Genomic DNA, 23,989 nt, shown 5'->3' with positions numbered 1-23,989 from the left:
GTTGTCGGACGTTATGCGGAGTGCAAGGCCGTTTCACGGCTGCCATCCATTTGCCTCCAAAGGCTGCGATAGAGTCCATCTTCCCGGTGCAGCAGTTCGGCATGCGTTCCGGTCTCGACGATGGAGCCATTCTCCATCGCGACAATCGTATCGGCTTCTTGAACTGTCGTCAGTCTGTGAGCGATGACGAGCACGGCACTTCCGCGTTCTTTGGCCCGCTTGAGTATGGCTTCCATGACCTTGCGCTCCGTCTCCAGATCCAGCGCGGAGGTCGCCTCATCGAAGATCCAGACAGGTCGGTCTGCTAGTACAGCTCTGGCAATAGCGAGCCGCTGCTTCTGGCCCCCGCTTAATGAATTGCCATGCTCGCTCATGACGGTATGATAGCCGTCTGGCAGCTCATGAATGAAGGTATGGGCTTCAGCAATCGTCGCCGCTTCGATCAACTCTGCCTCGCTTGCTTCCGGCTTCGCCAGCAAGAGGTTATCCCGGATCGACCCGGCATATAGATAAGGGCGCTGCGGCACATAGGACACATATTGTCGAGCCTGCTCGGCGCTCTCCATCGTCGCCGCTCCACATACCTCTACGGTGCCGGAAGCAGGGAAGAGCAGCCCTGCCCCAAGCTTGGCAACTGTCGACTTTCCTGAGCCGCTTGATCCTACTATAGCCATAAACGATGCAGGTTTGAGCGAAAGTCTGAACTGGTCAAGCAAAGGAGGGCTTGGCGTATTATCTTCCTCTGCCGCTTGCTTCTCAGCTTCCTGTATTCCGGCATGCTCATCGTAGCCGAAGCTTACGTTGTGCCAAGTCAGGCTGGCTTCCTGGACTGCGCCGGCTGCTGGCATTACGCTCTCCTTATCGAGCTCGCGCTCCGGTTCTTTCTCTGCATTCCATATGCTGGCGATCCGGATGGCGGCTCCTTTTGATTCCTGAATTTCTCCCCATAGTTTTCCGAGTGAAAGCAGCGGACCGTACACTCTCCAAATAAGAATGAAGAAAGCCATTAGTGCTCCGATATGAATTTTGCCCTCTACGGCTAGCCAGGCGACGACAAGGATCGTTCCCCATGCAATTAGCAAAGCGGATGTGTCCGACAGGGTCTGGACAAGCAGTTGCCACCACATTCTGCGCATATACAGCTTGTTAAGCTTTTTGCGCTCCCGGACGAAGCGCTCGCTCATCCAGTCCTGGACATCAAAGGCTCGCAGCATATCCATGCTCTGAAGGGCGTCCTGCTGACACTGCTTCATCACGCTTTCCTGATCGGCCACACGCTTGCCGATGTTCATGAGACGGTTGCGCAGGAGATGGCTGCCTAGCAGACAAAGCGGCATCAGCAGCAGGACGCCGAGCGCAACCTGCCATTGCAGCGTGAACATATAGATGCAGGCAAAGAAAAGCATTAGAATTTGAGTGCCCATGCTGTTGAAGATTGTGGCAAGCAGGGAGGTGACTTTGTTCGAATCCCAATAAATACGCTGCTGCAGGTCGGCCGAATGCGAGGCCTGCGCTTTCTCAAGCGGCAGCCGCTGCGCATGATCAGCCAATTCGAGCGCAACATTGCGGTGCAGGATGCTGATTTGGTTTTGCTTCAAATAATGTCCGATCAGTCCCAATACAGTTAGTGCAAGCAGGGCGACGTTAAAGCCGATAAGCAAGTATTTGACCTTGACCAGTTCGCCCGTCTCCAAAAAATCAAAGTAAAATTCCATCATCATCGGAATAATCAAGTGTATGACCATATCGGTCAGACAGAGCAGGATCGCCAGTATGAATAACATCCGGCTGTTGCCGAGCCGGCTCCAAAGGAGCGGAATAAGTTCCCGAATACGCGGGGTGGCGCTAATTCGCGGTGCTTGTTTCATTGGGCAATCCTCCCTTCCGTATCGGTGTCCTGCCATTCGCCTGCTTGAACGAGGGCGGCATAACGGCCTTGCTGATGCATTAACTCCTGATGTGTGCCGGATTCCACGCACTGGCCGTCTTCCACGTAGAGAATACAATCTGCATCCCGTATGGTAGAGAGACGATGGGCTACCACAATAACAGTGCGGCCTCTCGCAATGGTTCGCAGCGCTTCTTGCATGGCCGCTTCATTGGCGGCATCGAGGGCGCTTGTGGGTTCGTCAAGCAGTAATACGCGGGGATTGCGTATGTAAGCCCGCGCCAAGGCAAGCCGTTGTTTTTGCCCGCCGGAGAGCCGTCCTCCGCCCTCACCTAGACGATGCTCATATCCGCCTGGCAATTCCTCGATAAATGTATGCGCATTGGCCAGCATGGCCGCTTGTCTAATCTCTTCATCACTGGCATCGAGCTTGCCGATGCGGATATTGTCTGCGACGGAGGCGTCGAGGATGACAGAGTCCTGCGGCAAGTAAGCCGCCAACTCCCGCCAGTCCTTCCAGTTGCCTTCATGAAGCGGAGTCGAGCCATACCGGATTATGCCACCATCTGGCGGATACAGTCCGAGCAGCAGTTTTAACAGCGTGCTCTTACCGCTTCCGCTGGGGCCTACGATCGCCGTCTTATGTCCGAAGCGGAAGGTCGCAGAGAAGTTCTGAAGTACAGGCTTGTCGCCATAACGAAACGTACATTCTTCAAGCCGGATGTCCGCTTCTTCTTGCCAAGCCGCTATTTTTTGGACGATGTCGGATCCTTGTGCCCTGGAGTCTGAGTCTGCGGGCTGTTCTGCCAATTCAAGCACGCGACCCGCATGGGCGATTGCATCCTGGACGGCCGCCCACGTGTTGGCTATGTGGGCAAGCGGGAAAATGATTCGTTCATAGGAGAGAATGAAGGCTGCGATCGCACCGATGCCCAGCGTGCCTTGAACGACCATCCAGGCTCCCATGCCGAAAATATAGGTTTGTCCGAGGAGGAATCCGACCACAATGGAGGAGTTCGTCACAGCACGGTACATCTCGGTTCGAAGCCAGCGCCGTCTCGTTTTCTCTACCTGCTGTACCCACTTCCTATTAAAATCTGACCGCTTGTTGAAGCTGCGGGTAACCTCCGCGCCTTGCAACTGATCAAGCAAAGCGGCATCCGTCACAGCCTGCTCCGTGTTCGTTCGCTCCTGGTTCAGACGAATAGGCTTGCCAAGCAGGTTGCTGAGCAGAGGGATAAGCAGAGCAATGACGATTGCGCCCGCCATGAGCTGCCAGGAAAGCACGGTCAGGTAAGCAAACAAGAAAACGATGGACAATACGTTTTGCAGAAGCTCCGGCAGTTTCTCATTCATGCCGGTCTGGGCGCTTTCCGCTGACTGATTCATTCGCTGTAGCTTATCGCCGGTATGCCAGCTATTATATTTGGCCAGACGCATGAGAAACAATCCATTTAAAATATCGCGTTGCAGATTGAGCGTTGTTCGATTGGATAGGCGCTGCATCAGGAACGCTTTTGCGAACGAGATGATGAGCTCGGCTGCGAATATGGCTCCGAACCAAAGCGCCGCCGTCGATAACGCGTTTCCGTCCAGTGCATAAGCCGCATCGAAGAGCTGCCTCATAGCTTCAGCCCAGCCGACCGGGAGGAGCGATGCGAAAATTGCGATCAAGCTGACGCTGGCATAGGAGAGCCAATGCTTCTTTGCGCGTCTTAGCATATGAATAATGATAGATAGGGATCTCTGCTTCGATGAAGTATTCAAATTCGCACCTCCGAAAGTGTTCTATAACCAATAATGTCATAAATGGGAAGAACTTAATAGCCCCTTCGGAATGAATGAACCTACATCTTTAGGCGGAGGTTATGGGTAGTTGAAGCAGGATTTTGCATTGTAATTAGGCTAATATACATATATAGGGCAGCATTAATCGGTATGTGAAAGCGGACAAGAGGTCAGAAGCACTGCCCGCAGCTCATTCCAATCCGAGATCGGACATGGATAGGAGTCGATTGTTCCTTTATAAATCTCCATTGCTCCGCTAACAATGGGACGAAGCTTTAGCGGAAGACGGGAGACCGCCCATTCCGCAGCTTCCAGCTTGGAATAGATCAAACTTTCCTCGCGATAAGAGCAGATACGTACTAGTGTCAGGACGCCCAACGCATCCGTCGTATGCACAGTCCGATCTTCCTCATCCTGGGATATATATGAAGTCATCTGATCTTCGGCATCGCTGCGAAGCGAATCCCAGAAGTCGGAATGTGGCACAGCTGAGGATATGACGGCAAGTGGAGGACCGTACAAGGCGACGCCAAGCTGCCGGGTAAGCGTAACATGGCAAGCCAGATCGGGATCGGTGCGTTCTCCATCATATTGCCAGAATTCACGATTTCCCCAGTAGGCCATATCAGCATACCGTTTTCTCCAAAAGTCGCTGAAATGAAATTGATAGGGAGCAGGATGTCTCCATAGCTTCAGATCATGATGCACCACAAAGCTGATTTCGATCGGTGCCGGCGTACGGTGGAAGCTAAGAAAAGCGATCATAAGCCGTTCTTTTTCATCAAGCGTTAGCGGGCGATTGATGACGGCAAGCATATCGAGATCGCTGCGTCCGGAATAATAAGCGCCGAGACATAGCGAGCCGTGCACATACAGGCCAACCAGCGCATCTCCCAAGTAATCTTTTATATAGTTGTTGATGATAAGGGCTTGACGCCTAATGTCCGGTGGACTGTTCTCCCAGTGGGAACCTTGCATGATTAGTTTTCTCCTTTTTCTTACGGTGACTGCAGCCGAGCGACCGAATGACAAATGATAATTTGAACTTTAAGGCAAGTGGTTCTAACCACGCAAGGTAAAACAAACGCTATAGTCAATCTCTACCTTGTCTGGATGACAGTCTAGACATACAATGAAAATAAATACACGTGTTCGTGTATATCGTTTATACTGAATCTGCATCAGGATGAACACAACAAACATTGATCTATAGATACTATTGAAGGAGGGAGATCGCTTGCAGTACGAGGTGCTGAACAAAGGAGCCTTTGCCATGCTTCGTCTGAAGCTTGAGCAAGGCGAACGTGTGAAGGCGGAATCCGGGGCCATGGTATCCATGTCCACATCGCTTGAGCTGAAAGGAACGACGGATGGCGGCATCATGCGAGGGCTGGGCAGAATGCTTAGCGGTGAGAGCTTCTTCTTCCAGGAAGTGAACGCTATGCGGGGCGGAGGCGAGCTGACGCTGGCTCCCAAGACACTTGGCGATATTGAGGCTGTGCAACTGGACGGCTCCTACACATTGCTAGTGCAGAAGGACGGATTTCTGGCAGGGACAGACGGAATAGAAGTCAGCACCAAGATGCAAAACTTGAGCCGAGGCTTGTTCTCGGGCGAAGGTTTTTTTGTAGTGGAGGTGAGGGGGCGCGGAACAGTGTTTCTGTCTTCCTTCGGCGCGATTCATGAGGTGAAGCTGGGTCCGGGTGAAGAGATAGTCATTGATAACGGACATCTTGTTGCCTGGCCGAGTACGATGGCTTACAGTATCGAGAAGTCCTCGAAGGGTTGGGTATCCAGTTGGAAGAGCGGAGAGATGCTGGTTTGCCGATTCCGCGGTGAAGGGACTATTCTTATCCAGAGTCGTAACCCCGGAGCCTTTGGCAATTGGATACAACGATTTATCCCTACTTCATCCAGCTAACCTTCAATAGGCATGACAAAAAGGTCCCTCTTCATCCAGACGGGTACGACCAGTCTGCATTCATGAAGAAGGACCTCTTTATTCGAGAACCAGACCAATGGGGCAATGATCGCTGCCCATTACAGAAGCATCAATGCGGGCGTCAGCTATTTTCGAGGCCAGCCGCTCCGAGACAAGGAAGTAGTCGATACGCCAACCGACATTTCGCTCCCGTACCTTAGGCATGTACGACCACCAGGAATAGGCGTCCGTCTGATCAGGATGGAGATAGCGGAACGAATCGACAAAGCCAGATTCCAGCAGGCGCGTCATGCAGGAGCGTTCCTCTGCGGTGAAGCCGGAATTGCCATGATTGGACTTGGCGTTTTTCAGATCGATTTCCTGATGGGCGACATTAAGGTCACCGCATAGGATAACGGGCTTGCGGCTATCGAGTTCCTTGATGTAACCAAGGAAGCGATTCTCCCATTCGAGTCGATAGTCGAGTCGAGAGAGGTCACGCCGCGCATTAGGCGTATATACATTAAGCAGGTAATAGTCTTCGAATTCGAGTGTAATGACCCTGCCTTCGAACTCATCGTTTTCTTCCAGGCCGTACCAGACCGATAGCGGCTCTTTTTTGGTGAAAATCGCTGTGCCGGAATAACCTTTCTTCTCGGCATAGTTCCAATATTGGCGGTACTGATCTCCAAGCGGAAGCTCAATCTGTCCAAGCTGGAGCTTTGTCTCCTGCAGACAGAAGAAGTCGGCATCGCTCGATGCGAAATAATCCATAAATCCTTTATTTACGCAGGCTCGAAGACCGTTCACGTTCCATGATATAAATGTGGTCATCGGGTAAGGCTCCTTCTTGAATAATGCCATTTAGTAATAATAGCTGCTGCTTTCTGAAGCGAAAAAGGCGATTGCCAGTAATATGATCAGCAGGACAATGCCCCAAAGAATGGTGCCGATGATGCTGCAGACCATTCCGGCGATAGCAAGTCCGCGGCCTTGCTCCTGATTGCCAGAATTTTTAATCTCTTTCAGCGAGAGAGTGCTGAGGATGATGCCTACGATGCCGGATAGAAAGCCAATATAAGGAACAATGATCGAGCAGATGCCAAGAATCAAGGCCGCAATTGATTTGCCATTCGTTTTGGGCTGCTGATAATAAGGTTGAAAATGCGGGGGCTGCTGATAGTTCTGCTGTTGCTGCGAGTAGCCGCCCGATTGATAGTGTTGCTGCTGTTGATCGTTATTCGGATAGTGACTCAAATCGGTTCCTCCTTTTGTCTAACCAGGCGAGTATCGTCATTGACGCCTAATCTGTAAAAATCATATCAAACATGTCTATTGCATACAACAAATTATTGTCAGGCAAGAGAGGAAAGGAATGGTCATGAAGAAGAAGGCAGGGACGGAAGCCGTCAATCATTATTATAGTATGTTAAGTCGCTATTTGCTGCCCCAGAGATCAACTTTGATTGGACTCGCCCTATTATTGTTCATCTCCATAGGGTTGCAACTGGTCAATCCCCAAATTATTCGATTCTTTATCGATACGGCTCAGTCGGATAAGCCGCTGGAGCTGCTTATGTACGCGGCACTTATCTTTATTGGTTTTTCTTTAGTAGGGCAAGTCATCAACGTTATCGCTACATATGTAAGCGAGAATCTGGCATGGCGCACCACGAATAAGCTCAGAGGTGACTTGGCGGAGCATTGCCTCCGGCTTGATATGTCCTTCCACAAGTCGAATACTTCCGGGTCTCTTATAGAACGGGTAGACGGGGACGTAAATGCGCTGGCGAATTTTTTTTCCAGCTTTATTATTCATCTTGCCGGCAACCTGATACTGATGATCGGGATTATTGTGCTGCTGTTCCGCGAAAATATATGGATTGGAGCCGGGATGCTGCTGTTCGTCGTATTCGCGATATTCATTATCCAATGGATTCGGAAGTTTGCGGCTCCCGTCTGGCAGCAATGGCGAGGTGTGAATGCAGAGTTCTACGGGTTTATTGGCGAGCACCTGGAAGGTACAGAGGATACTCGTGCCAATGGCGCGTCCGGGTTCGTCATGCGTCGGTTCTATTCGCTGCTTCGCCGCATGCTTCCGCTTCGTAGGAAAGCGTTCCTGGGTTTCGCTTCGATGTGGATTACGACGATTATCATCTTTGCGCTCGGCAATGCCATGGCTTTTGCGATTAGCGCCGTACTATGGAAGTCGGGAAGCATAACACTTGGAACCGTTTATTTGATTTTCTTCTATACGGAGCTGCTGGCGAAGCCAATCGAGAAAATCAGGACACAAATTGAGGATCTTCAGAAGGCGGACGCAAGCTTGCAGCGGATTAAGGAGTTGTTCGCGCTCCAGCCCAAGGTGCTGGACGGTCGAGGCGAATCGCTCCCGGACGGGCCGCTTGCCGTACACATCGACAACCTCACCTTCGGTTACGACGAACAGCCAACGCTCTCGAACTTGGATATTCAGTTGAAGCCAGGCGAAGTATTGGGCTTGCTCGGACGAACGGGCAGCGGCAAGACGACGATCGGCCGACTGCTGCTTCGGTTCTACGATCCGCAACAGGGCAGCGTTAAGCTTAGCGGAGTTGATATTCGGGATTGCCGCTTGTCGGAAGTCAGAGACAAGGTAGCCATCGTCACCCAAAATATCGAGATTATTCAAGGCAGCGTCAGAGACAATCTGACCTTTTATAATGAAGAGATTCACGATGAGAAGATTGTAGAGGTATTGAGTGATTTGGGCTTGAGCTCTTGGTATGAGGCGTTGCCAGAGGGGCTTGATACGCGGCTTGACTCGGGAGGCGGCAGCTTGTCTGCCGGGGAGGCACAGTTGTTGGCCTTTGCGAGAGTGTTCCTGAACAACCCTGGTCTTGTCATTTTGGATGAAGCCTCATCACGTCTTGATCCCATTACTGAGCATCGACTGGAGAAGGCGATTGACAAGCTGCTGCGCGAGCGAACTTGTGTCATTATTGCACATCGTCTCGCCACGATTCAGCGGGCGGACCGCATTGTGATATTGGAGCAAGGGCGTATGGTGGAATCCGGCGGCCGTGCCGAATTGGCAAGCGATCCGACCTCAAGATTCAGTCGTATGCTGGCGGCAGGATTGGAGGAGGTGACGGTATGAGTTCCTTTCAATTTATGATGCGTTTGATCGGCTATCGGAAGGGCTGGTATATAGCCAATGCCTTGATGTGGACGATTATTTATTTGATGCCCATTTTCCCTGGCCTTATTATGAAGATGTTTTTTGATTCCCTTGAGCTGAGCGGCGCTGCCGCAATCGGCACGGGGACGATTATTGCCCTGCTGCTTGGGGCCGCGATGGCAAGGAGCGCCAGTATATGGATCGGTTTTATAACGGATGTGAATTTCCGTTTCCGTATGGGTATGCTGCTTCGTCGTAATCTATTAGAGCATGTGCTGAAGGAACCTGGGGCCAAGGCAATCCCTTGTTCGCCAGGCGAGGCTATTAGCCACTTTCGTGACGATGTTGATCAGTCGGAGGAAGCGGTGAGCTGGTCAGTCGATGTGTTTGGCATGACATGTTTTGCAGTGGTATCCTGTTTTATCCTCGTTCGGATTGATGCGCAGATGACGATGCTGGTATTCTTGCCGCTTGTGCTTATAGTTATTGCAGCCCAGCTTGCGACAACAAGATTGCAGAGGTATCGCTCCGCAAGCCGCGAAGCGACCTCCCAAGTGACGGGAGCCATTAGCGATATGTTCGGCAATGTACAGGCTATTCAGGTGGCTGGAGCGGAGAAGCGGGTCGTAGACCGCTTCCGCGCGTTGAATGACACTCGCCGCAAGACGATGCTGAAGGACAAGCTGATGACAGAGGGGCTCGATTCGATTTTCTCCAACACCGTTAACTTGGGAACCGGTCTCATACTACTGCTGGCGGGTACCAAGATGCGCGGAGGAGAGTTTGCTGTTGGCGACTTTGCGTTGTTTGTCTATTATTTGACCTTCGTCACGCAGTTTATCGCCAACTTCGGCAAGTTTCTGACGTACTTCAAGCAGATGGGTGTTGCGATATCACGACTGACCTGGATATTGCAGGGGGCTCCGGCCAAGCTGCTGACGGCATTCAAGTCACTACATCTTCGCAAAGACAATAGTGCGGCAGATCCCCATTCAGAGTCGTTGTCATCTAGCGAGAAGTTGCAGATGCTATCTGCGCAAGGGCTGACGTACCGATATCCCGAGACGGGAAGAGGCATTGAGGGCATTGATTTTCAGTTGAAAAGAGGATCGTTTACGGTCGTGACCGGACCGATCGGCTCAGGCAAAACAACGCTTGTCCGCGCACTGCTTGGATTGCTGCCGAAGGATGCCGGTACGGTATGTTGGAACGGCAAGCCTGTGGAAGATGCGGGTTCGTTCTTCGTTCCTCCGCGAAGCGCCTATACCGCTCAAGTGCCAAGGCTCTATAGCGATACCTTAAAGGAGAATATTCTGCTGGGGCAGGCCGAGCAGGGGGATCAATTGCAGCGGGCCATTCATACAGCGGTTATGACCGAAGACTTGGCAGGCTTGCCGCTCGGACTTGGGACTGTGATAGGTCCGCGTGGCGTCAAGCTGTCGGGAGGTCAGGCTCAACGTACGGCAGCGGCAAGAATGCTCGTTAGAGAAGCAGAGTTATATGTGTTCGACGATCTGTCCAGCGCGCTGGATGTGGAGACGGAGCAGAAGCTATGGGCCAGATTATTCCAGGAGCGCGGAGATGCGACTTGTCTTGTGATCTCGCATCGAAAGGCTGCGCTTGCGCAAGCTGACCATATTCTGATGATGAAGGACGGGCAAGTGGAGGCGGAAGGGAAACTGGAGGATCTCCTAGCTTCAAGCGAATCGTTCCGCCGGTTGTGGCAAGGCGACGAAAATCATTAATCGACGCTAATAGAAACATAAGAAAGCCGCTTCGCGGCGGACGATTAGATCGTCTGCACGAAGCGGCTTTCTTTTGAATGGAGCAACAGCTGATGGAAACAGCCTGCATTTAAGACCGTTCAGAATGGGATGGGCTCGGTTTAAGTTTTACCGAATGAGAGATGGATAGCCGGTTGCGCATGAGTACCAACAGAGAGGGCAGCAGCATGCCGCGTACGACAAACGTATCCAGCAAGATGCCAATTGCCATGATGAACCCGAATAAGAAAAGCTCCTGCAGCGGCTGTGTCATGAGTACGCAGAAGGTGGCTGCCAATATAATGCCTGCGGACGAGATGACGCTGCCTGTACGCGATACGCCGACTCTTACGGCTTCCCTCCAATCCCGCTTGCGCGATTCCTCTATAATGCGGGATACCAGCATAATGTTGTAGTCAACGCCCAGCGCAATCGAGAACACAAAAGCGTAAAGAGGAAGACGGTAGCTGATTGTGTCATACCCCAGTCCATAGTGCAGAATAGCCCAACCGATGCCGAAAGAAGCGACGTAGGAAAGCAGCATCGTACCCATCATTGTAAGTGCAATCCATATAGACCTGGCCTGGAAGATCAGCATGACGGTAATGAGTACGATCACAATCGAGAATACGACGATAGTGTCTTGCCGGTTCATGTCCCGCACATCGAGCTGCTGCGCAGTGGCTCCGGCATAGTGAAGCTTCGCGCTTCCTGGGCTGAAGCCGCTGCTCTGAAGCATATCGTCGCTTGTGTCGCGAAGCTGCTTCACGGTTGACAGAGCTTCTGCTTCATAAGGATGCTCGGTCAGCGTCAGCTCCAGCTTGATCGCCCCTCCATCGCTCGACAAGAAGTCGCGCGGCAGGGAAGCCGCGTCGCCGGCTGCGGCGATGGCTGCCGGATCAGGCGTCAAGCTCTCCACGCCGTTCACAGCTTTTATCCGGTCGCCAAGCGCTCTGAGACTGTTCAGCCATTCCTCCGACGGTTCAATCTTGCCGCTGCTCTCCAACAATACGGTTACAGGAGCCAGCCGTCCTTTGGGATAGTGTTCCTCCAGAAGCTCGAAGCCTTGTCGGGAGGAGAGTTCTTGAGGAAAGGATTTCATCAGATTGAATGAAAAAGAAATGCTTGCCACATTGGCTGCAGCGAGCAACATGAATATTGTAACGCTGATGGCCGTGAATGCGGATCGTTTGGTCACGAAGCGCCCGATCGCTGACCACAGTCCTTCGCGATGCTTAGCAGGGGATACCAGCTTCGGCTTGAACGGCCAGAAGGCGGCTCTGCCTGTAAGCGTGAATACGGCAGGAATAAGCGTCAGTCCGCCCAGTAACAGGACGACCATCGCGATCGCGAATACCGGAGCGAAGTAGTGGTAGGGCTGGAAGACAGCGGCGAAGAGAGAGATGACGGCCAGCAGCACGGTTCCGCCGCTGAATAGAATCGGCTCGCCGACGCCCGTCATCGCGGCCTTCATGGCATCGTGCTTGGAAGCAAGTCGTGCCAGTTCCTCGCGATAGCGGGAGACTACAAACAAACAATAGTCAGTCAGGACGGCGAAGAGAAGGATCATCATAATGGAGATGGCTTGCTTATCCACTACAATCCAGCCATTCGAAGCGGCAATGCCGATCACCCGATCAACGACGCCGTATACGATGCCGGCAATAACGAGCGGGAGGACGGCCAGCAGCGGTGAACGATAAATGATGACCAGTATGACCAGAATGAGTGCAACAGTCGAGAAAAGCAGGACCATATCCGCATTCTGGAACAGCTTGGTCGTATCTGCAGCAATGCCGGCTGGTCCCGTCACTTCCAGACGCATCCCGTGAAGGCCAATGGAATCCGCATAGCCCCGTATTTCGTCCAGCGTAGCGCTGATTGCCTTGGAGTCGGCTCCTTTCTGAAGCGCGGCGCTCAATAGCATCGTGCTGCCGTCCTCGGCATACAAGCGCTTTTGAGTTTCTTCCGGGAATAAATGATAAGGCATCGCGCCTGCGAGATATTCTGGTTTCTGATCGGAAGACAGCCACTCGCTTATCGTTGAGATGGCAGTCCGTTGTTCTTCCGTTAGGGCGGAATCGTCATGAAATAGCAATAGAGCAATAAGTCCGTCATTGGAAGGGAAATGCTCTTGTGCCAATGCGCGAGCTTCGGCAGAAGGCGTATTCAGGTGAATACTGTCTTCGCTGCTGCTGATTGCGTGTTCTCTGGAGCCTGGAGCTAGCGCAGACAGTATAATGACAAGGGCCAGCCAAATGATGAGAATCGACAGGCTGCCCTTGCGGCTGCTGACGACGCGAGCCAATCCATAAAAAAAGGAATGCATGAGTATACGTAATACCTCCTGTTCTAGCGATATGGCTCATCGTAGAACAGGAATATGAACGATGGATGAACGGAGTATTACAATTGGGGGAGCGTTACGGTAAAGCTTGTTCCTTTGCTCGGCTCGCTGCTTACCGTAATGGTGCCGCCGTGCAGCTCGACGATCTTGCGGCTGATCGACAGACCCAGGCCGCTGCCTGAATGCGAGCGACCTCTTGACTGGTCTGCTTTGAAAAAACGGTCGAAGATGTATGGAAGCTCCTCCTGCGATATGCCGATCCCTGTATCGGAGATGGTGACGACGACAGCTTGACGAACGTTGATGTCTATCGTAATGCAGTCGCCGGGACGGGTGAATTTCATTCCGTTCCCAATCAGGTTCATCCATACTTGATACAGCAAGTTCTTATCGGCGGCAATCATCACTTCCGGAAGCTCAAGCGCTAATTCGAGCTGCTTCTTCGACCATTGCCATTCCGTCATGATCAACACCTGGCGAATCTGCTCATCTAGCCGAAAAGTCTCTCTCTGAATCAGTGCTGTTTCCTTGTCCAGAGCTGCAAGGGTAAGAAGCTGCTTGCTGAGTGACGATAATCGTCCCGATTCCATATGGATAATGTTCAAATAATCGCGCTGCTCCTCTGCTGAGGTCTTGTTGTCCAGGATCGCTTGGGCGAAGCCTTGAATAGTCGTGACTGGCGTCTGGAATTCATGCGACACATTAGCCACGAATTCCTGCCTCATGTCGTCCAGCCGTTCCAATCCCTGAGCCATATGGGAGAAGTCTCTCGCCAGCTCGCCGATTTCATCTTTGCGCTTTACGTCCAGCTCGATGCGGTAGTCGCCTCCGACGATTTTGCGGGTGGCCGCCTTCAGCGCTTTTAGCGGCTTCACAATCGTGCGGGTCAGAATGACAATAAGGGCTAGAATAAGAAGGAAGGCATGACCTAGCAATATGGCTAGAAGAATACGAATTTCGCCTAGCTGTTGCAGCAAGTTTGGACGGAGGAACATGGCGTAGACCCCGTCCTCGGACTGAAGCGGTATACCGACAGTATTGCGAATGCTGTTCTCGAAGTAACCGATAATTTCCAGAAAACGTCTTTCGCCTTGCAAGCCCAGATACGTTTTTCCGGCGAATACGGATTCCGCAATCGCAGGATCAAAGGCGGTATGCTTGAATGGCGCTCCGTAGATGTGTCCCGTTAAGTTCTCATCTACCAAATAAATCTGAAATCCCATGGCGCCCACGCGGTCAAAGTATGCATCAATATCCATATCCGGGGCTGCTTCGTATAAATCGCGAACCTGTATAGCAACAGGCAGCAGTTGATCTTCGTTGTAGGTTTTCAGGCGGTTGGCATAATAAGCGTTGGCGATAAATAGGGCGAGTACGGAACTAATAGCTGCAATCAGAATAAAGATAGCGACAATTCGGACATAAAGCGTCTTCATCCTACAGGAGCCTCGAGCTTATAGCCGATGCCTCTCACCGTCTTAATGACTACATCCTCGCATATATCGGCGAACCTCTCGCGCAGCCTCTTAATATGGACGTCGATGGTACGGCTGTCGCCCCTGTAGCCTTCTCCCCATACCAGCCGCAATAGCTGCTCCCGGGTAAACAGCTGTCCGGGATGGGCGGCAAGCTGGGCCAACAGCTCGAACTCTTTGAGCGGGAGCTGAAGCGGCTCGCCGTTAACAGTGATTTCATAGCTTCTGCGATTGATGACCGTATTCCGAAGAGTGATCAAATCAGATGATACCATCTGATAGCGGCGAAGAAGCGCCTTCACGCGAAAGAGCAGTTCCTCCGGCTCGAAGGGCTTCACGATATAATCGTCCGTTCCGGAGCGAAAGCCTTTTGCTTTGTCCCGCTGCTCTCCCTTGGCAGTGAGCAGGATGACTGGAATATCGTAGTAACGGCGGATTTCCTCGCATAGCTCCCAGCCGTTCTTCAGCGGCAACATGACGTCGACTATAGCCAAATGCACCGGCGTATGCTCAAGCAGCCTTGCCGCTGCTGCTCCATTCTCCGCTTCTTGCACGGAATACCCTTCCTTCCGTAAGTAGAATCCTAGAAGCTCACGAATGTGCGGATCGTCATCTGCCGTCAAAATATGAACTTTCATGGTGAGGCCTCCTATCATTCCCTATTTATTTCTCTCTCAAAATACGTTAATATAGTGTTAACATTTGTGCTGCGTGAGACCGTCAATTGGGACGGTTTTTCTTTTTGGCAAGGGATTATAGGGAGTGAGAACAATGAACTCAATATTGAACGTTTACCGCAAAGCGCCCTTCTGGACAACCTTTATTCTTATTATGTTGAAAATGACCTTATTTCGTCAATTTACCTTTGATGGGGTACAAGTAGGCCGCTTGCTGTCTGATGCGGCAGCGGTGCTGGTGCTCCTGTGCGTACTTGAGCTTATCACAACTTCGAGATGGAAGACGCTGGTCATGGGCGTCTGCAATGCAATCCTTTCATTTATTTTATTTGCATGCTCGGTTTATTTCTCTTTTTTCGGCAGCATTCCGACCTATACGGCCCTGCATGGTCTGGGTCAGGTTGGACAAGTTAAGGATAGCGTCGAATCGGCGATCGAATTGAAATTTTATGTTCTGTTTTTGGATTTGGCTATTCTGCTCGTCTTATACTTGTTGTCGTTCTGGAGTAAAGGCGATAAGTCGGCAAGTCGGCCGGCAGCAAAACCTGTGTATGTCGGTGTAGCGCTAATGATTGCGATCGGCGCTTCATTCTTCTATATTCGTTCGGACCTCGATATTCCTAACGAGCTTGTGCAGGCGGAGCGTCTGGGCGTATTGAATTATCAGGTAGCTACGGCAATGAAGGAGAAGAACGAGAACGACTTAATCAAGCACGGGTCTGCCTCAGAGACTAGACAGGCGCTGGAGCAGCTGGAAAATAGCTTTTATGGCAGCGCGGTGGAAGCCGGCACTCCGAACTATTATGGCGTAGCCAAAGGAAAAAACGTCATTGTTATCCAATTGGAGTCGTTCCAGAATCTGATGATCGGTCTGAAGGTGAACGGGCAGGAGGTAACTCCCGTTCTGAATGATCTGATTGCCAATGGAAGCTTCTACTTCCCGAAGACATTCCAGCAGATCGGACAAGGCAACACGTCCGATGCCGAGTTTATTTCCAATACCGGCATTTATCCAACAGGGTCGATTGCGATGTCCAAGGGGTATGGGGATCGGGAAATTCCTAGCATGCCGCGTTTGCTGGCGGAGCACAATTATGTTTCCAATACGTTCCATGTGAACGATGTTACGTTCTGGGATCGGGATAAGCTATATCCTGCCCTTGGCTTTGACAAATATTACGACAGACCATCGTTCAAGGATGATAAGTTCAATGGCTTTGGCGCTTCTGACGGGGAGATGTACCGTGTAGGACTGGAGAAGCTGACAGAGCTTCATAACCAAGGGAAGCCTTTCTATGCGCAATTCATTTCGACGTCTAGCCATCATCCATTCTGGGTGAAAGCAGATTTTCTGAACATCAAGCTGCCGACGGAATTGAGCGGCACACAGATGGGGCATTATGTGACAGCAATCAATTATACCGATAAGGCGCTTGGTGAATTTATCGAACAATTGAAGGAAAAGGGCATCTGGGAAGATACGATTCTTGTCGCGTACGGAGACCATTTTGGACTGCAGATCAAGGAAAATGATTCGGATTGGATTGAAGAAGTGCTGGGCGTGAAGTACGATGATCAGGCTAGCCGCTTCAACATTCCGTTGCTCATTCATGTTCCGGGAGTAGAAGGCAAGACGATGGAAGGCGTAGCGGGACAGGTCGATATGATGCCGACTGTAGCCAATCTGCTCGGCATTTCCTTGAAGGAAGAAGATCATACCGTCTTCGGCAAGGATTTGTTGAATACGAAGAAGAATGTGATTGGCATGAGATATTACATGCCGACAGGATCTTTCTTTAACGATGATATTATGTTCGTTCCTGGCAAAGGCTTTGAAGACGGCACAGCTATTGACTTGAAGACACTGGAACCTGTAAAGGATTTCAGCAAGTACCGTGCAGATTACGATTACGTACTGGAGCTCATGAAGCTGTCGGATGAATATATGAAGCTGCTGCCAAAACGTTAACTCGCGTAATAGCAAGCGAACGAAGCACCCTCCGACGTATGAATTGGAGGGTGTTTTTGGTATGTTTTCGATAACCAACAGATTGGCATGAAGCAGCATTTTAGACATAAAGGGGAATGGATATGTATCATGCAGAGACATGGAGCGAGAAAACAGGGCTCCTTTTCAAAATATTATGGCCGATTTTGGTGACTCAACTAGGTCTCTATGCTATGAATCTAACCGATATCATCATGTCGGGCTGGGTGAGCAAGGAGGATCTGGCAGGCGTTGCGATAGGCTCAAGCCTGTGGATGCCTATTATTACAGGGATTAACGGTATTTTGCTGGCGGTAACGCCGATTGTGTCGCAGATGATCGGTAGCGGCAAGCGGAATGGAATTGCCAAGTTTATTAGCCAAGCCCTGTATGTCTCGTTGATTGTGGCGCTGACGGTCATCATAGTTGGCTCCTTCTTATTTAAGCCAGTGATTGGTTTGATGGGCTTGGAAGATAAGGTCGCCCATATTGCCTTTTATTATTTGATTGCGCTGTTGTTCGGCATTGTACCGCTATTTGCTTCGAATGTGCTGCGGTACTTCTTTGACGCACAAGGCTTTACTCGAATCTCGATGTTTATAACACTGCTAGCCGTTCCGTTTAATGTCTTGTTAAATTATGTGTTCATATTCGGGAAGTTTGGTGTTCCTGCTTACGGCGGTATTGGTTCGGGATACGCTACAGCGATTACGTATTGGCTCATATTCATTATTAGCGTGGTTATGACGTTCAAGGTGTCTGCTGTACGATCCTATAGGCTGTTCATCGAGTGGGCTGCACCTTCTTTGAAAGTCTGGAAGGAAATTTTAACGATTGGCATACCGATTGGGCTGGGTATCTTTTTTGAAGTGAGCATCTTCTCTGTCGTTACGCTGCTAATGGGGCTGCTGTTCGATACGGGGACAATTGCTTCGCACCAGATCGCATTAAGCTTTTCGTCGCTAGTATTTATGGTGCCGCTGAGTATATCCATGGCTCTTACGATCGTTGTCGGTTATTCCGTTGGAAGCGGGAAGATGAAAGCTGCCCGGCAGTACAGCCTGCTTGGAGTAGGCGGTGGCGTAGGACTTATGGGCTTATCCGCATTCGTATTGTTTTTCCTGCGCGAGCCGATTGCATACCTGTATACGCAAGATTCGGACGTAGCCAAGCTGGCCGCCCAATTTCTGATTTTTGCGATCTTCTATCAGATTTCGGATGCGGCGCAAGCTTCGCTGCTTGGTGTACTTCGCGGCTATAAGGATGTACAGAAGCCGTTCCTGATTGCCTTTGTCTCTTATTGGATTGTGGGGCTGCCTTCCGGGTATTTGCTGGCAGTCTATACCGATATGAACGCTTACGGTTTCTGGGCGGGCATTATAATCGGACTTACATTTGCAGCCGTAGGTTTCCTGCTGCGGCTTATGCGTGTGCAAAAGGGGCTTCAGGGTGGGAATGGGTCAAACGTCATCGAAAGTGTATAAGAGGGGCAACTAGTCAAGGAGCATGGAAGGAATTGCAATGTCCCGCGGAGAATCCAACTAGTAGCGTAAGAGGACTAGCGACGGATGAGGGGGACAAGGGATATGACAGGTAATCTCGGAGTAACGGAAATGTTGGAGCAGCATAAACAATTTTTTCGGCTAGGTGCAACTGCAGATGCGGCTTTTCGGATTGCACAGCTGAAGAAGCTGAAAGCGGCTATCCATCTTTATGAGCGGGACTTGCTGGATGCGCTATACAAGGATTTGCGCAAGAGCGAGACGGAAGCCTACAGCTCGGAGCTTGGGCTTGTGCTGGGCAGCATCTCCTATATGATTAAGCATCTCCGCAAATGGATGAAGCCGAAAAAGGTGAAGGCTCCCCTGCATTTGTTCGGGACGAAGAGCCGGATTATTTCGGAGCCCTATGGAACGGTTCTGATTGTGGGTCCGTTCAATTATCCGGTCCAGCTAGTGCTGGAGCCGCTGCTTGGCGTTATTGCGGCGGGCAATTGCGCGGTCATCAAGCCATCTGAGACTGCGCCTCATGTATCGGGAGTCATTGCCCGTATGATAGGAGATACATTCGACTCGTCCTATATAAGGGTTGTAGAAGGGGATAAGGACGTGACGTCGGAGTTGATTCATGCGCCCTTTGACTATCTCTTTTTCACGGGTAGTGTCGCTGTCGGGAAGATCGTGATGGAAGCTGCGGCCCGCAATTTGGTTCCGGTTACGTTGGAGCTTGGCGGCAAGAGCCCGGCCATTATCGACGGGACCGCAAATCTGGAGCTGGCGGCAAAGCGCATTGCATGGGGCAAATGGATGAACGCCGGTCAAACTTGCATCGCCCCGGATTATCTCATTGTTCATGAGTCGGTGAAGGAGCCTTTTATTCGCAAGCTTCGGGAAGTTATCCGCTCCTTTTACGGAGATGATCCGCAGGCAAGCACTGATTACGGCCGAATCGTTAATGATCGGCAGTTCGATCGGCTCGCGACGATTCTGCAGCAGGATCAGGGTGGGATCGCACACGGAGGCCGCACCGACCGAGATGATCTTTACATAGAGCCTACTTTGATTGAAGCGGGAAATGCAGCAGATAGCAAGATTGCGGCTGCTTCCATGGAGGATGAATTGTTCGGCCCGTTGTTGCCGGTGCTGACCTACTCTGATCTCGAGGACGCAATAGGACTAGTACAGAAAAAGCCTAAGCCGTTGGCGCTTTATGTGTTTTCGGAAGATCGCAACGTGCAGAACCGCGTGATGGGAACGTTGTCCTTCGGGGGAGGCTGCGTGAATGATACGCTTTCGCATCTTATTAATCACCACCTTCCTTTCGGAGGTGTTGGCCATAGCGGTATTGGCGGCTATCACGGCAAACATAGTTTCGATCTGTTCTCCCATCGGAAGAGCGTACTCAAGCGCACGACCAAGTTCGAGCCGGGCATTCTATTTCCGCCATATGAAGGCAAGTTGAAGCTGTTCCGCAAAGTGTTGAAGTAGACCCTGTTCTTTGGTTTCTCTCGAGTCATATGTTTATGATTCTATTCAACGATTGGATAAACCGCAGTCCATGACGGAAATTGCGGTTTTCTAGTTTTTCATATCCGCTTGTGTCAAAACGTGGCTTCTAGGCTGACATTGCGGGAAGTTGTTATATTTTTCTGGGGCAATATGACTATCTTTTATACATAATCGTTGTAAAGTATCATTTTTTGTTGATCAGGCAAATAGTATCCCTCCGAAGCTGTCCGTTACAATAAAACTATCAACTATGCAGCAAGGAGGATACAAATGGCGCAAGCAACAACAGAGCAACGCACGCGGTTGGAACAACAACCAAAGCCTAAAAAGAATATTTTCGTGCGCTTCTTGAAGCAATGGGATATTCAGCTTATGGTATGGCCGGGTATTTTGCTCATTTTCGTCTTCGCGTATTTGCCGATGTACGGAATTTTAACCTCATTTATGGATTACAACATTTTCACAGGTGGCAACATATGGGCTAACCCTTGGGTAGGATTCAAGCATTTCCAAATGTTTTTTGATTCACCCGAGTTCTATAATGTTATGCGCAACACCATTGTAATCAGCTTACTGAAATTTGTAATTGGCTTCCCTGCTCCGATTATCTTGGCACTTATGCTGAATGAAATCAGGCATATGATGTTCAAGCGTATCGTACAGACAGTTACGTATCTTCCACATTTTATGTCGTGGGTAATCGTAGCTGGCCTCGTTATGTCGATGCTATCCACGGAGAACGGCAGCGTAAACATGCTGCTCAAATCGGTTAATATGATCGATGAGCCTATCAACTTCCTCTCCATGAAGGAGTACTTCTGGTCGATTCTGATCTCGGCTAACGTATGGAAGGAAATCGGCTTTGGCTCAATCGTATACTTGGCGGCAATCTCAGGCGTCGATCCGCATCTCTATGAAGCGGCTGATATCGACGGTGCAAGCAAATTTAAACAAATTTATCTCATCACAATTCCGACAATCATGCCGGTTGTTATTATCTTCATGATTCTGTCGATTGGTAACCTGTTGAACGCAGGCTTCGAGGATATCCTCTTGCTCGCGAATAACCCGGTATTAAGGCCGGTCTCAGACGTTATTGATACGTATGTCTATCGCGTAGGTTTGTCCAACTTCCGCTATTCCTATGCTACAGCGGTGGGGCTGTTCAAGGCTGTTATCAGTATTGGATTGCTCACGATGGCGAATTACATTGCTCGCAGATCAGGCAACAGCTTGTGGTAGAAGGAATTTGACGAACAAGGAGGCGAACAGCTTTGGCGCGATTGGGATTTAGCGATAAACTCATGATGATTTTTATCTACGTATTTTTGATTGTACTTTCATTCAGCGCATTCTATCCATTCTGGAACGCGCTTGTCGTATCCTTCAACTTGGGTATTGATACAACTAAAGGTGGCGTTACGTTCTGGCCAAGGGTTTTCACTTTGGAGAACTACCAAATTGTATTTAAGGATGATCGACTCATTAATGGTTTCTTTGTATCGGTTTCCCGTACAGTTGTCGGCACGATTACGGCCATCCTGATGACCGCGATTCTGGCTTACGGTATGACAAGACGTGAGCTGATCGGCAGAAACTACTTTATGTTCTTCTTCGTATTCACGATGTACTTTGGCGGCGGCCTCATTCCGTCGTACTTGCTCATCAGCTCCTTGGGCCTGATGAACAAATTCCTGGTTTTCATTATCCCAGCGCTTATCAGCGTATGGAATATGATCATATTCAGAACCTTCTTCAAGAGCTTGCCTTTAGGTCTCGAAGAATCGGCTCAAATTGACGGCGCGACGAACTGGGGAATCTTTTTCCGAATTGTACTTCCGCTCTCCGGTCCTGTTATTGCAACTCTATCGTTGTTTACAGCGGTTGCGCACTGGAATGACTGGTTTACTCCAAGTATCTACATCACGAATGAGAATTTGATTCCGATTCAGACGATGCTGCGCCAGATTTTGAATGCGAATATCGTAACGGATATGGCAAGCAATATGGATACGGCATCCATTGCCCGTCTTGACCAAATGAGAACCATTACAACCAAATCACTCACCATGGCGACGATGATGGTCGCGACTCTGCCAATTGTAATGGTGTATCCATTCGTTCAGAAGTACTTCGTAAAAGGCGTGCTTATCGGCTCGCTGAAAGAGTAGTATTCCGTTGGTTTGAGGCGGCTAACCGCTTTGGACATAAAAAAAGTTTACGAGAGGGGTAGTACAAGCATGACGAAAGCTAGAAAGACAACGATGCTTATCGTATCCGCAATTCTTGTGCTTGCAACAGTACTTGCAGGCTGCAGCTCTGACTCGAAGAACAAACCAAGTCCTTCGCCGTCGAGCAATGCTACTAACACACCGAGCAACAACCCTGAAGAGCCGGCTTCTGACGTATGGGAGTTTGGTTCCGAGGCGCTTGAGTTCTCTATGTATGGCCACTACAGCTGGTACGACGTTCCTGCATGGGACAGCACAGTTGCTGGCAGATGGTTGAAAGAAAATAAGAAGCTTAACATCACTCCAATTTCTGCTGGTGGCAACCCAGAGCAAAAATTGAGCACAATGATCGCTTCCAAATCGCTTCCTGACGTAATGTGGATGGACCGCGGCGCTGACGTTGAAAGACTTCGCGAAGCTGGCCAACTGGTTGCATTCGACGATTACCTGGACAAATACCCTAACCTGAAAACATGGATGGGTAAAGACCTTAACCTGCTTCGTTCTTCCGATGGCAAGCTTTATCAGTTCCCTAACTGGTACACTGGCCGTGCGAACGGTAACGCTGGTTATGTAATCAACAAAAAGATCTACGACGAGCTGGGTCAACCTAAGTTGGAAACAACTGACGACCTGTACAACTACCTTGTAGCTGTTAAAGCTAAATACGGCGACACTGTAGTACCATTCGATCCAGACCTTGCAAAAGATAGCCAAGGACTTGGCGTACTGTATACAGCATTTAAGGAAAATGCTTCGTACACACATCTTCATGCAAACGTACGTGCTGTACCACAAGGCGACAACTTGACTTCCCTGTTCACGGATCCAACGTTCCGTGAAGCACAGAAGTATATCGCTAAGCTTTACAGAGAGAAACTGATCACTCAAGATGCGTTCACGCAAACTCGTGACCAAATCGAAGAGAGAATCATGCAAGGTCGCGTTGCAGTATATGCTGGTGCAAACCCAACAGTTGTTGCAATGAATGCACACCAAGAAATGGTTAAGAAAGATCCTGAATCAGGTTATTTCATGATCTGGCCTATCCACAAAGAAGGTTTGGATAAAAACAAAATCTTCCCAGGTACTTACACGGCACTTGGTTGGAACGTAAACGTTATTACGAAGGCTGCAAAAGATCCAGAGAAAATCTTCGCATTCCTTGACTGGTATACTGGTCCAGAAGGTCAATCCCTGTTGTTCTTCGGTCCTGAGGGCAAGAACTGGAAAGGTTTCGACTCTGAAGGTCACCCGATCTTCACTGACGACTACAATGCTGAAGAAGTTCTAGAGCTTCAAAAAGCACATGACCCAATCATGTGGAACGGTAACACTGGTTTCATCGATCCAGCGAAAATGAAATACGAAAGCAAACTGCCAGCTCATGAACAAAACTGGGCTGCTCGTTACCAAAGTGAAATCACATGGCCTACTCAATCCAATGCTACTGAGTTCATCAACTTGGTACCACAACCGGACAGCGAGCTGGGTATCGTGAAGCAACGTGTAGATGATATCTATACTCAAGCTTACGCTCAATCCGTAATGGCTAAAGACGATGCTGAAGTTGAAAGCATCCTCGACAAAGCGGAAAAAGACGCTCAAGCAGCAGGCTACGGTGAGTTGCTAGAATGGCGTACTGTTGAGTGGAAGAAAAACATCGAAATTATCGCTGGTGGCTAATTAAAAAATGTTGTCCGAAAGGGTATACTATAATAGTATACCCTTTTTGGATTATGGC

At 50.1% G+C, this 23,989-nt stretch carries 17 protein-coding genes; 9 read left to right on the top strand and 8 right to left on the bottom strand.

Translation table 11 applies throughout. From position 1 onward, the window contains the following. Positions 1–11: 11 nt before the first annotated feature. The 3 genes from DX130_RS15035 to DX130_RS15025 all read right to left on the bottom strand — a co-directional run bounded on the left by DX130_RS15035 (position 12) and on the right by DX130_RS15025 (position 4,654). Positions 12–1,868 carry an ABC transporter ATP-binding protein gene (locus tag DX130_RS15035; protein ID WP_165861297.1) on the bottom strand — a complete coding sequence of 619 codons (1,857 nt, stop codon included), beginning with the start codon at positions 1,866–1,868 and terminating at the stop codon, positions 12–14. Further along, a complete protein-coding gene (locus tag DX130_RS15030) occupies positions 1,865–3,655 on the bottom strand; it encodes an ABC transporter ATP-binding protein (RefSeq protein ID WP_116046704.1) in 1,791 nt (596 codons plus the stop codon). Before DX130_RS15030 ends, DX130_RS15035 begins: the two co-directional genes overlap by 4 nt. Before the next feature lie 162 nt (positions 3,656–3,817). Further along, a complete protein-coding gene (locus tag DX130_RS15025) occupies positions 3,818–4,654 on the bottom strand; it encodes an aminoglycoside adenylyltransferase domain-containing protein (RefSeq protein ID WP_116046702.1) in 837 nt (278 codons plus the stop codon). A 259-nt stretch (positions 4,655–4,913) separates the two neighbouring features. Here DX130_RS15025 and DX130_RS15020 point away from each other — a divergent pair, with 259 nt between their 5' ends. Continuing rightward, entirely contained in the window at positions 4,914–5,597 is a 684-nt protein-coding gene (locus tag DX130_RS15020) for a TIGR00266 family protein (protein WP_116046700.1), read from the top strand. 78 nt (positions 5,598–5,675) lie between these two features. On the opposite strand, the gene DX130_RS15015 is transcribed toward DX130_RS15020, so the two are convergent. Both DX130_RS15015 and DX130_RS15010 read right to left on the bottom strand, forming a co-directional pair. Then, positions 5,676–6,431: an exodeoxyribonuclease III gene (locus tag DX130_RS15015; RefSeq protein ID WP_116046699.1), complete on the bottom strand. Its 756-nt coding sequence runs from the start codon at positions 6,429–6,431 to the stop codon at positions 5,676–5,678. Between the two features lie 30 nt (positions 6,432–6,461). Further along, the gene (locus DX130_RS15010) at positions 6,462–6,854 is read right to left on the bottom strand and encodes a DUF4190 domain-containing protein (protein WP_116046697.1); all 393 of its coding nucleotides are present in this window, start codon (positions 6,852–6,854) and stop codon (positions 6,462–6,464) included. A gap of 124 nt (positions 6,855–6,978) precedes the next feature. On the opposite strand from DX130_RS15010, the gene DX130_RS15005 reads away from it, so the two are divergent. After that, a complete protein-coding gene (locus tag DX130_RS15005; RefSeq protein ID WP_240644519.1) occupies positions 6,979–8,736 on the top strand; it encodes an ABC transporter ATP-binding protein in 1,758 nt (585 codons plus the stop codon). Next, positions 8,733–10,502: an ABC transporter ATP-binding protein gene (locus DX130_RS15000; protein ID WP_116046696.1), complete on the top strand. Its 1,770-nt coding sequence runs from the start codon at positions 8,733–8,735 to the stop codon at positions 10,500–10,502. The genes DX130_RS15005 and DX130_RS15000 overlap by 4 nt, the downstream gene beginning before the upstream one ends. Positions 10,503–10,611: 109 nt before the next feature. Here the strand turns inward: DX130_RS15000 and DX130_RS14995 are convergent, their stop codons facing one another. From DX130_RS14995 to DX130_RS14985, 3 genes are all read right to left on the bottom strand, one after another. Next, positions 10,612–12,849, bottom strand: coding sequence for an MMPL family transporter (locus tag DX130_RS14995; RefSeq protein ID WP_116046694.1), 2,238 nt, complete (start codon positions 12,847–12,849; stop codon positions 10,612–10,614). A 77-nt stretch (positions 12,850–12,926) separates the two neighbouring features. Beyond that, positions 12,927–14,303 carry a sensor histidine kinase gene (locus DX130_RS14990; RefSeq protein WP_116046692.1) on the bottom strand — a complete coding sequence of 459 codons (1,377 nt, stop codon included), beginning with the start codon at positions 14,301–14,303 and terminating at the stop codon, positions 12,927–12,929. Next, positions 14,300–14,980 carry a response regulator transcription factor gene (locus DX130_RS14985; RefSeq protein ID WP_116046690.1) on the bottom strand — a complete coding sequence of 227 codons (681 nt, stop codon included), beginning with the start codon at positions 14,978–14,980 and terminating at the stop codon, positions 14,300–14,302. The genes DX130_RS14990 and DX130_RS14985 overlap by 4 nt, the downstream gene beginning before the upstream one ends. 133 nt (positions 14,981–15,113) lie before the next feature. Here DX130_RS14985 and DX130_RS14980 point away from each other — a divergent pair, with 133 nt between their 5' ends. The 6 genes from DX130_RS14980 to DX130_RS14955 all read left to right on the top strand — a co-directional run bounded on the left by DX130_RS14980 (position 15,114) and on the right by DX130_RS14955 (position 23,931). After that, complete coding sequence (locus tag DX130_RS14980) at positions 15,114–16,988, top strand: LTA synthase family protein (protein ID WP_116046688.1); 1,875 nt, start codon at positions 15,114–15,116, stop codon at positions 16,986–16,988. 122 nt (positions 16,989–17,110) lie between these two features. Beyond that, a complete protein-coding gene (locus DX130_RS14975; protein ID WP_116046686.1) occupies positions 17,111–18,490 on the top strand; it encodes an MATE family efflux transporter in 1,380 nt (459 codons plus the stop codon). Between the two features lie 102 nt (positions 18,491–18,592). After that, the gene (locus DX130_RS14970) at positions 18,593–19,993 is read left to right on the top strand and encodes an aldehyde dehydrogenase (RefSeq protein WP_116046685.1); all 1,401 of its coding nucleotides are present in this window, start codon (positions 18,593–18,595) and stop codon (positions 19,991–19,993) included. A gap of 291 nt (positions 19,994–20,284) precedes the next feature. After that, positions 20,285–21,256: an ABC transporter permease gene (locus DX130_RS14965; protein WP_116046683.1), complete on the top strand. Its 972-nt coding sequence runs from the start codon at positions 20,285–20,287 to the stop codon at positions 21,254–21,256. 32 nt (positions 21,257–21,288) lie between these two features. Further along, complete coding sequence (locus DX130_RS14960) at positions 21,289–22,185, top strand: carbohydrate ABC transporter permease (protein ID WP_206098825.1); 897 nt, start codon at positions 21,289–21,291, stop codon at positions 22,183–22,185. 69 nt (positions 22,186–22,254) lie between these two features. Further along, complete coding sequence (locus DX130_RS14955; RefSeq protein WP_116046682.1) at positions 22,255–23,931, top strand: extracellular solute-binding protein; 1,677 nt, start codon at positions 22,255–22,257, stop codon at positions 23,929–23,931. The last annotated feature ends 58 nt before the right edge of the window (positions 23,932–23,989 follow it).

Source organism: Paenibacillus paeoniae (assembly GCF_003388735.1).
GTDB lineage: Bacteria > Bacillota > Bacilli > Paenibacillales > Paenibacillaceae > Pristimantibacillus > Pristimantibacillus paeoniae.
Note: the sequence above shows the minus strand (reverse complement) of the source record. Positions and strands in the feature narration are given on the sequence as shown.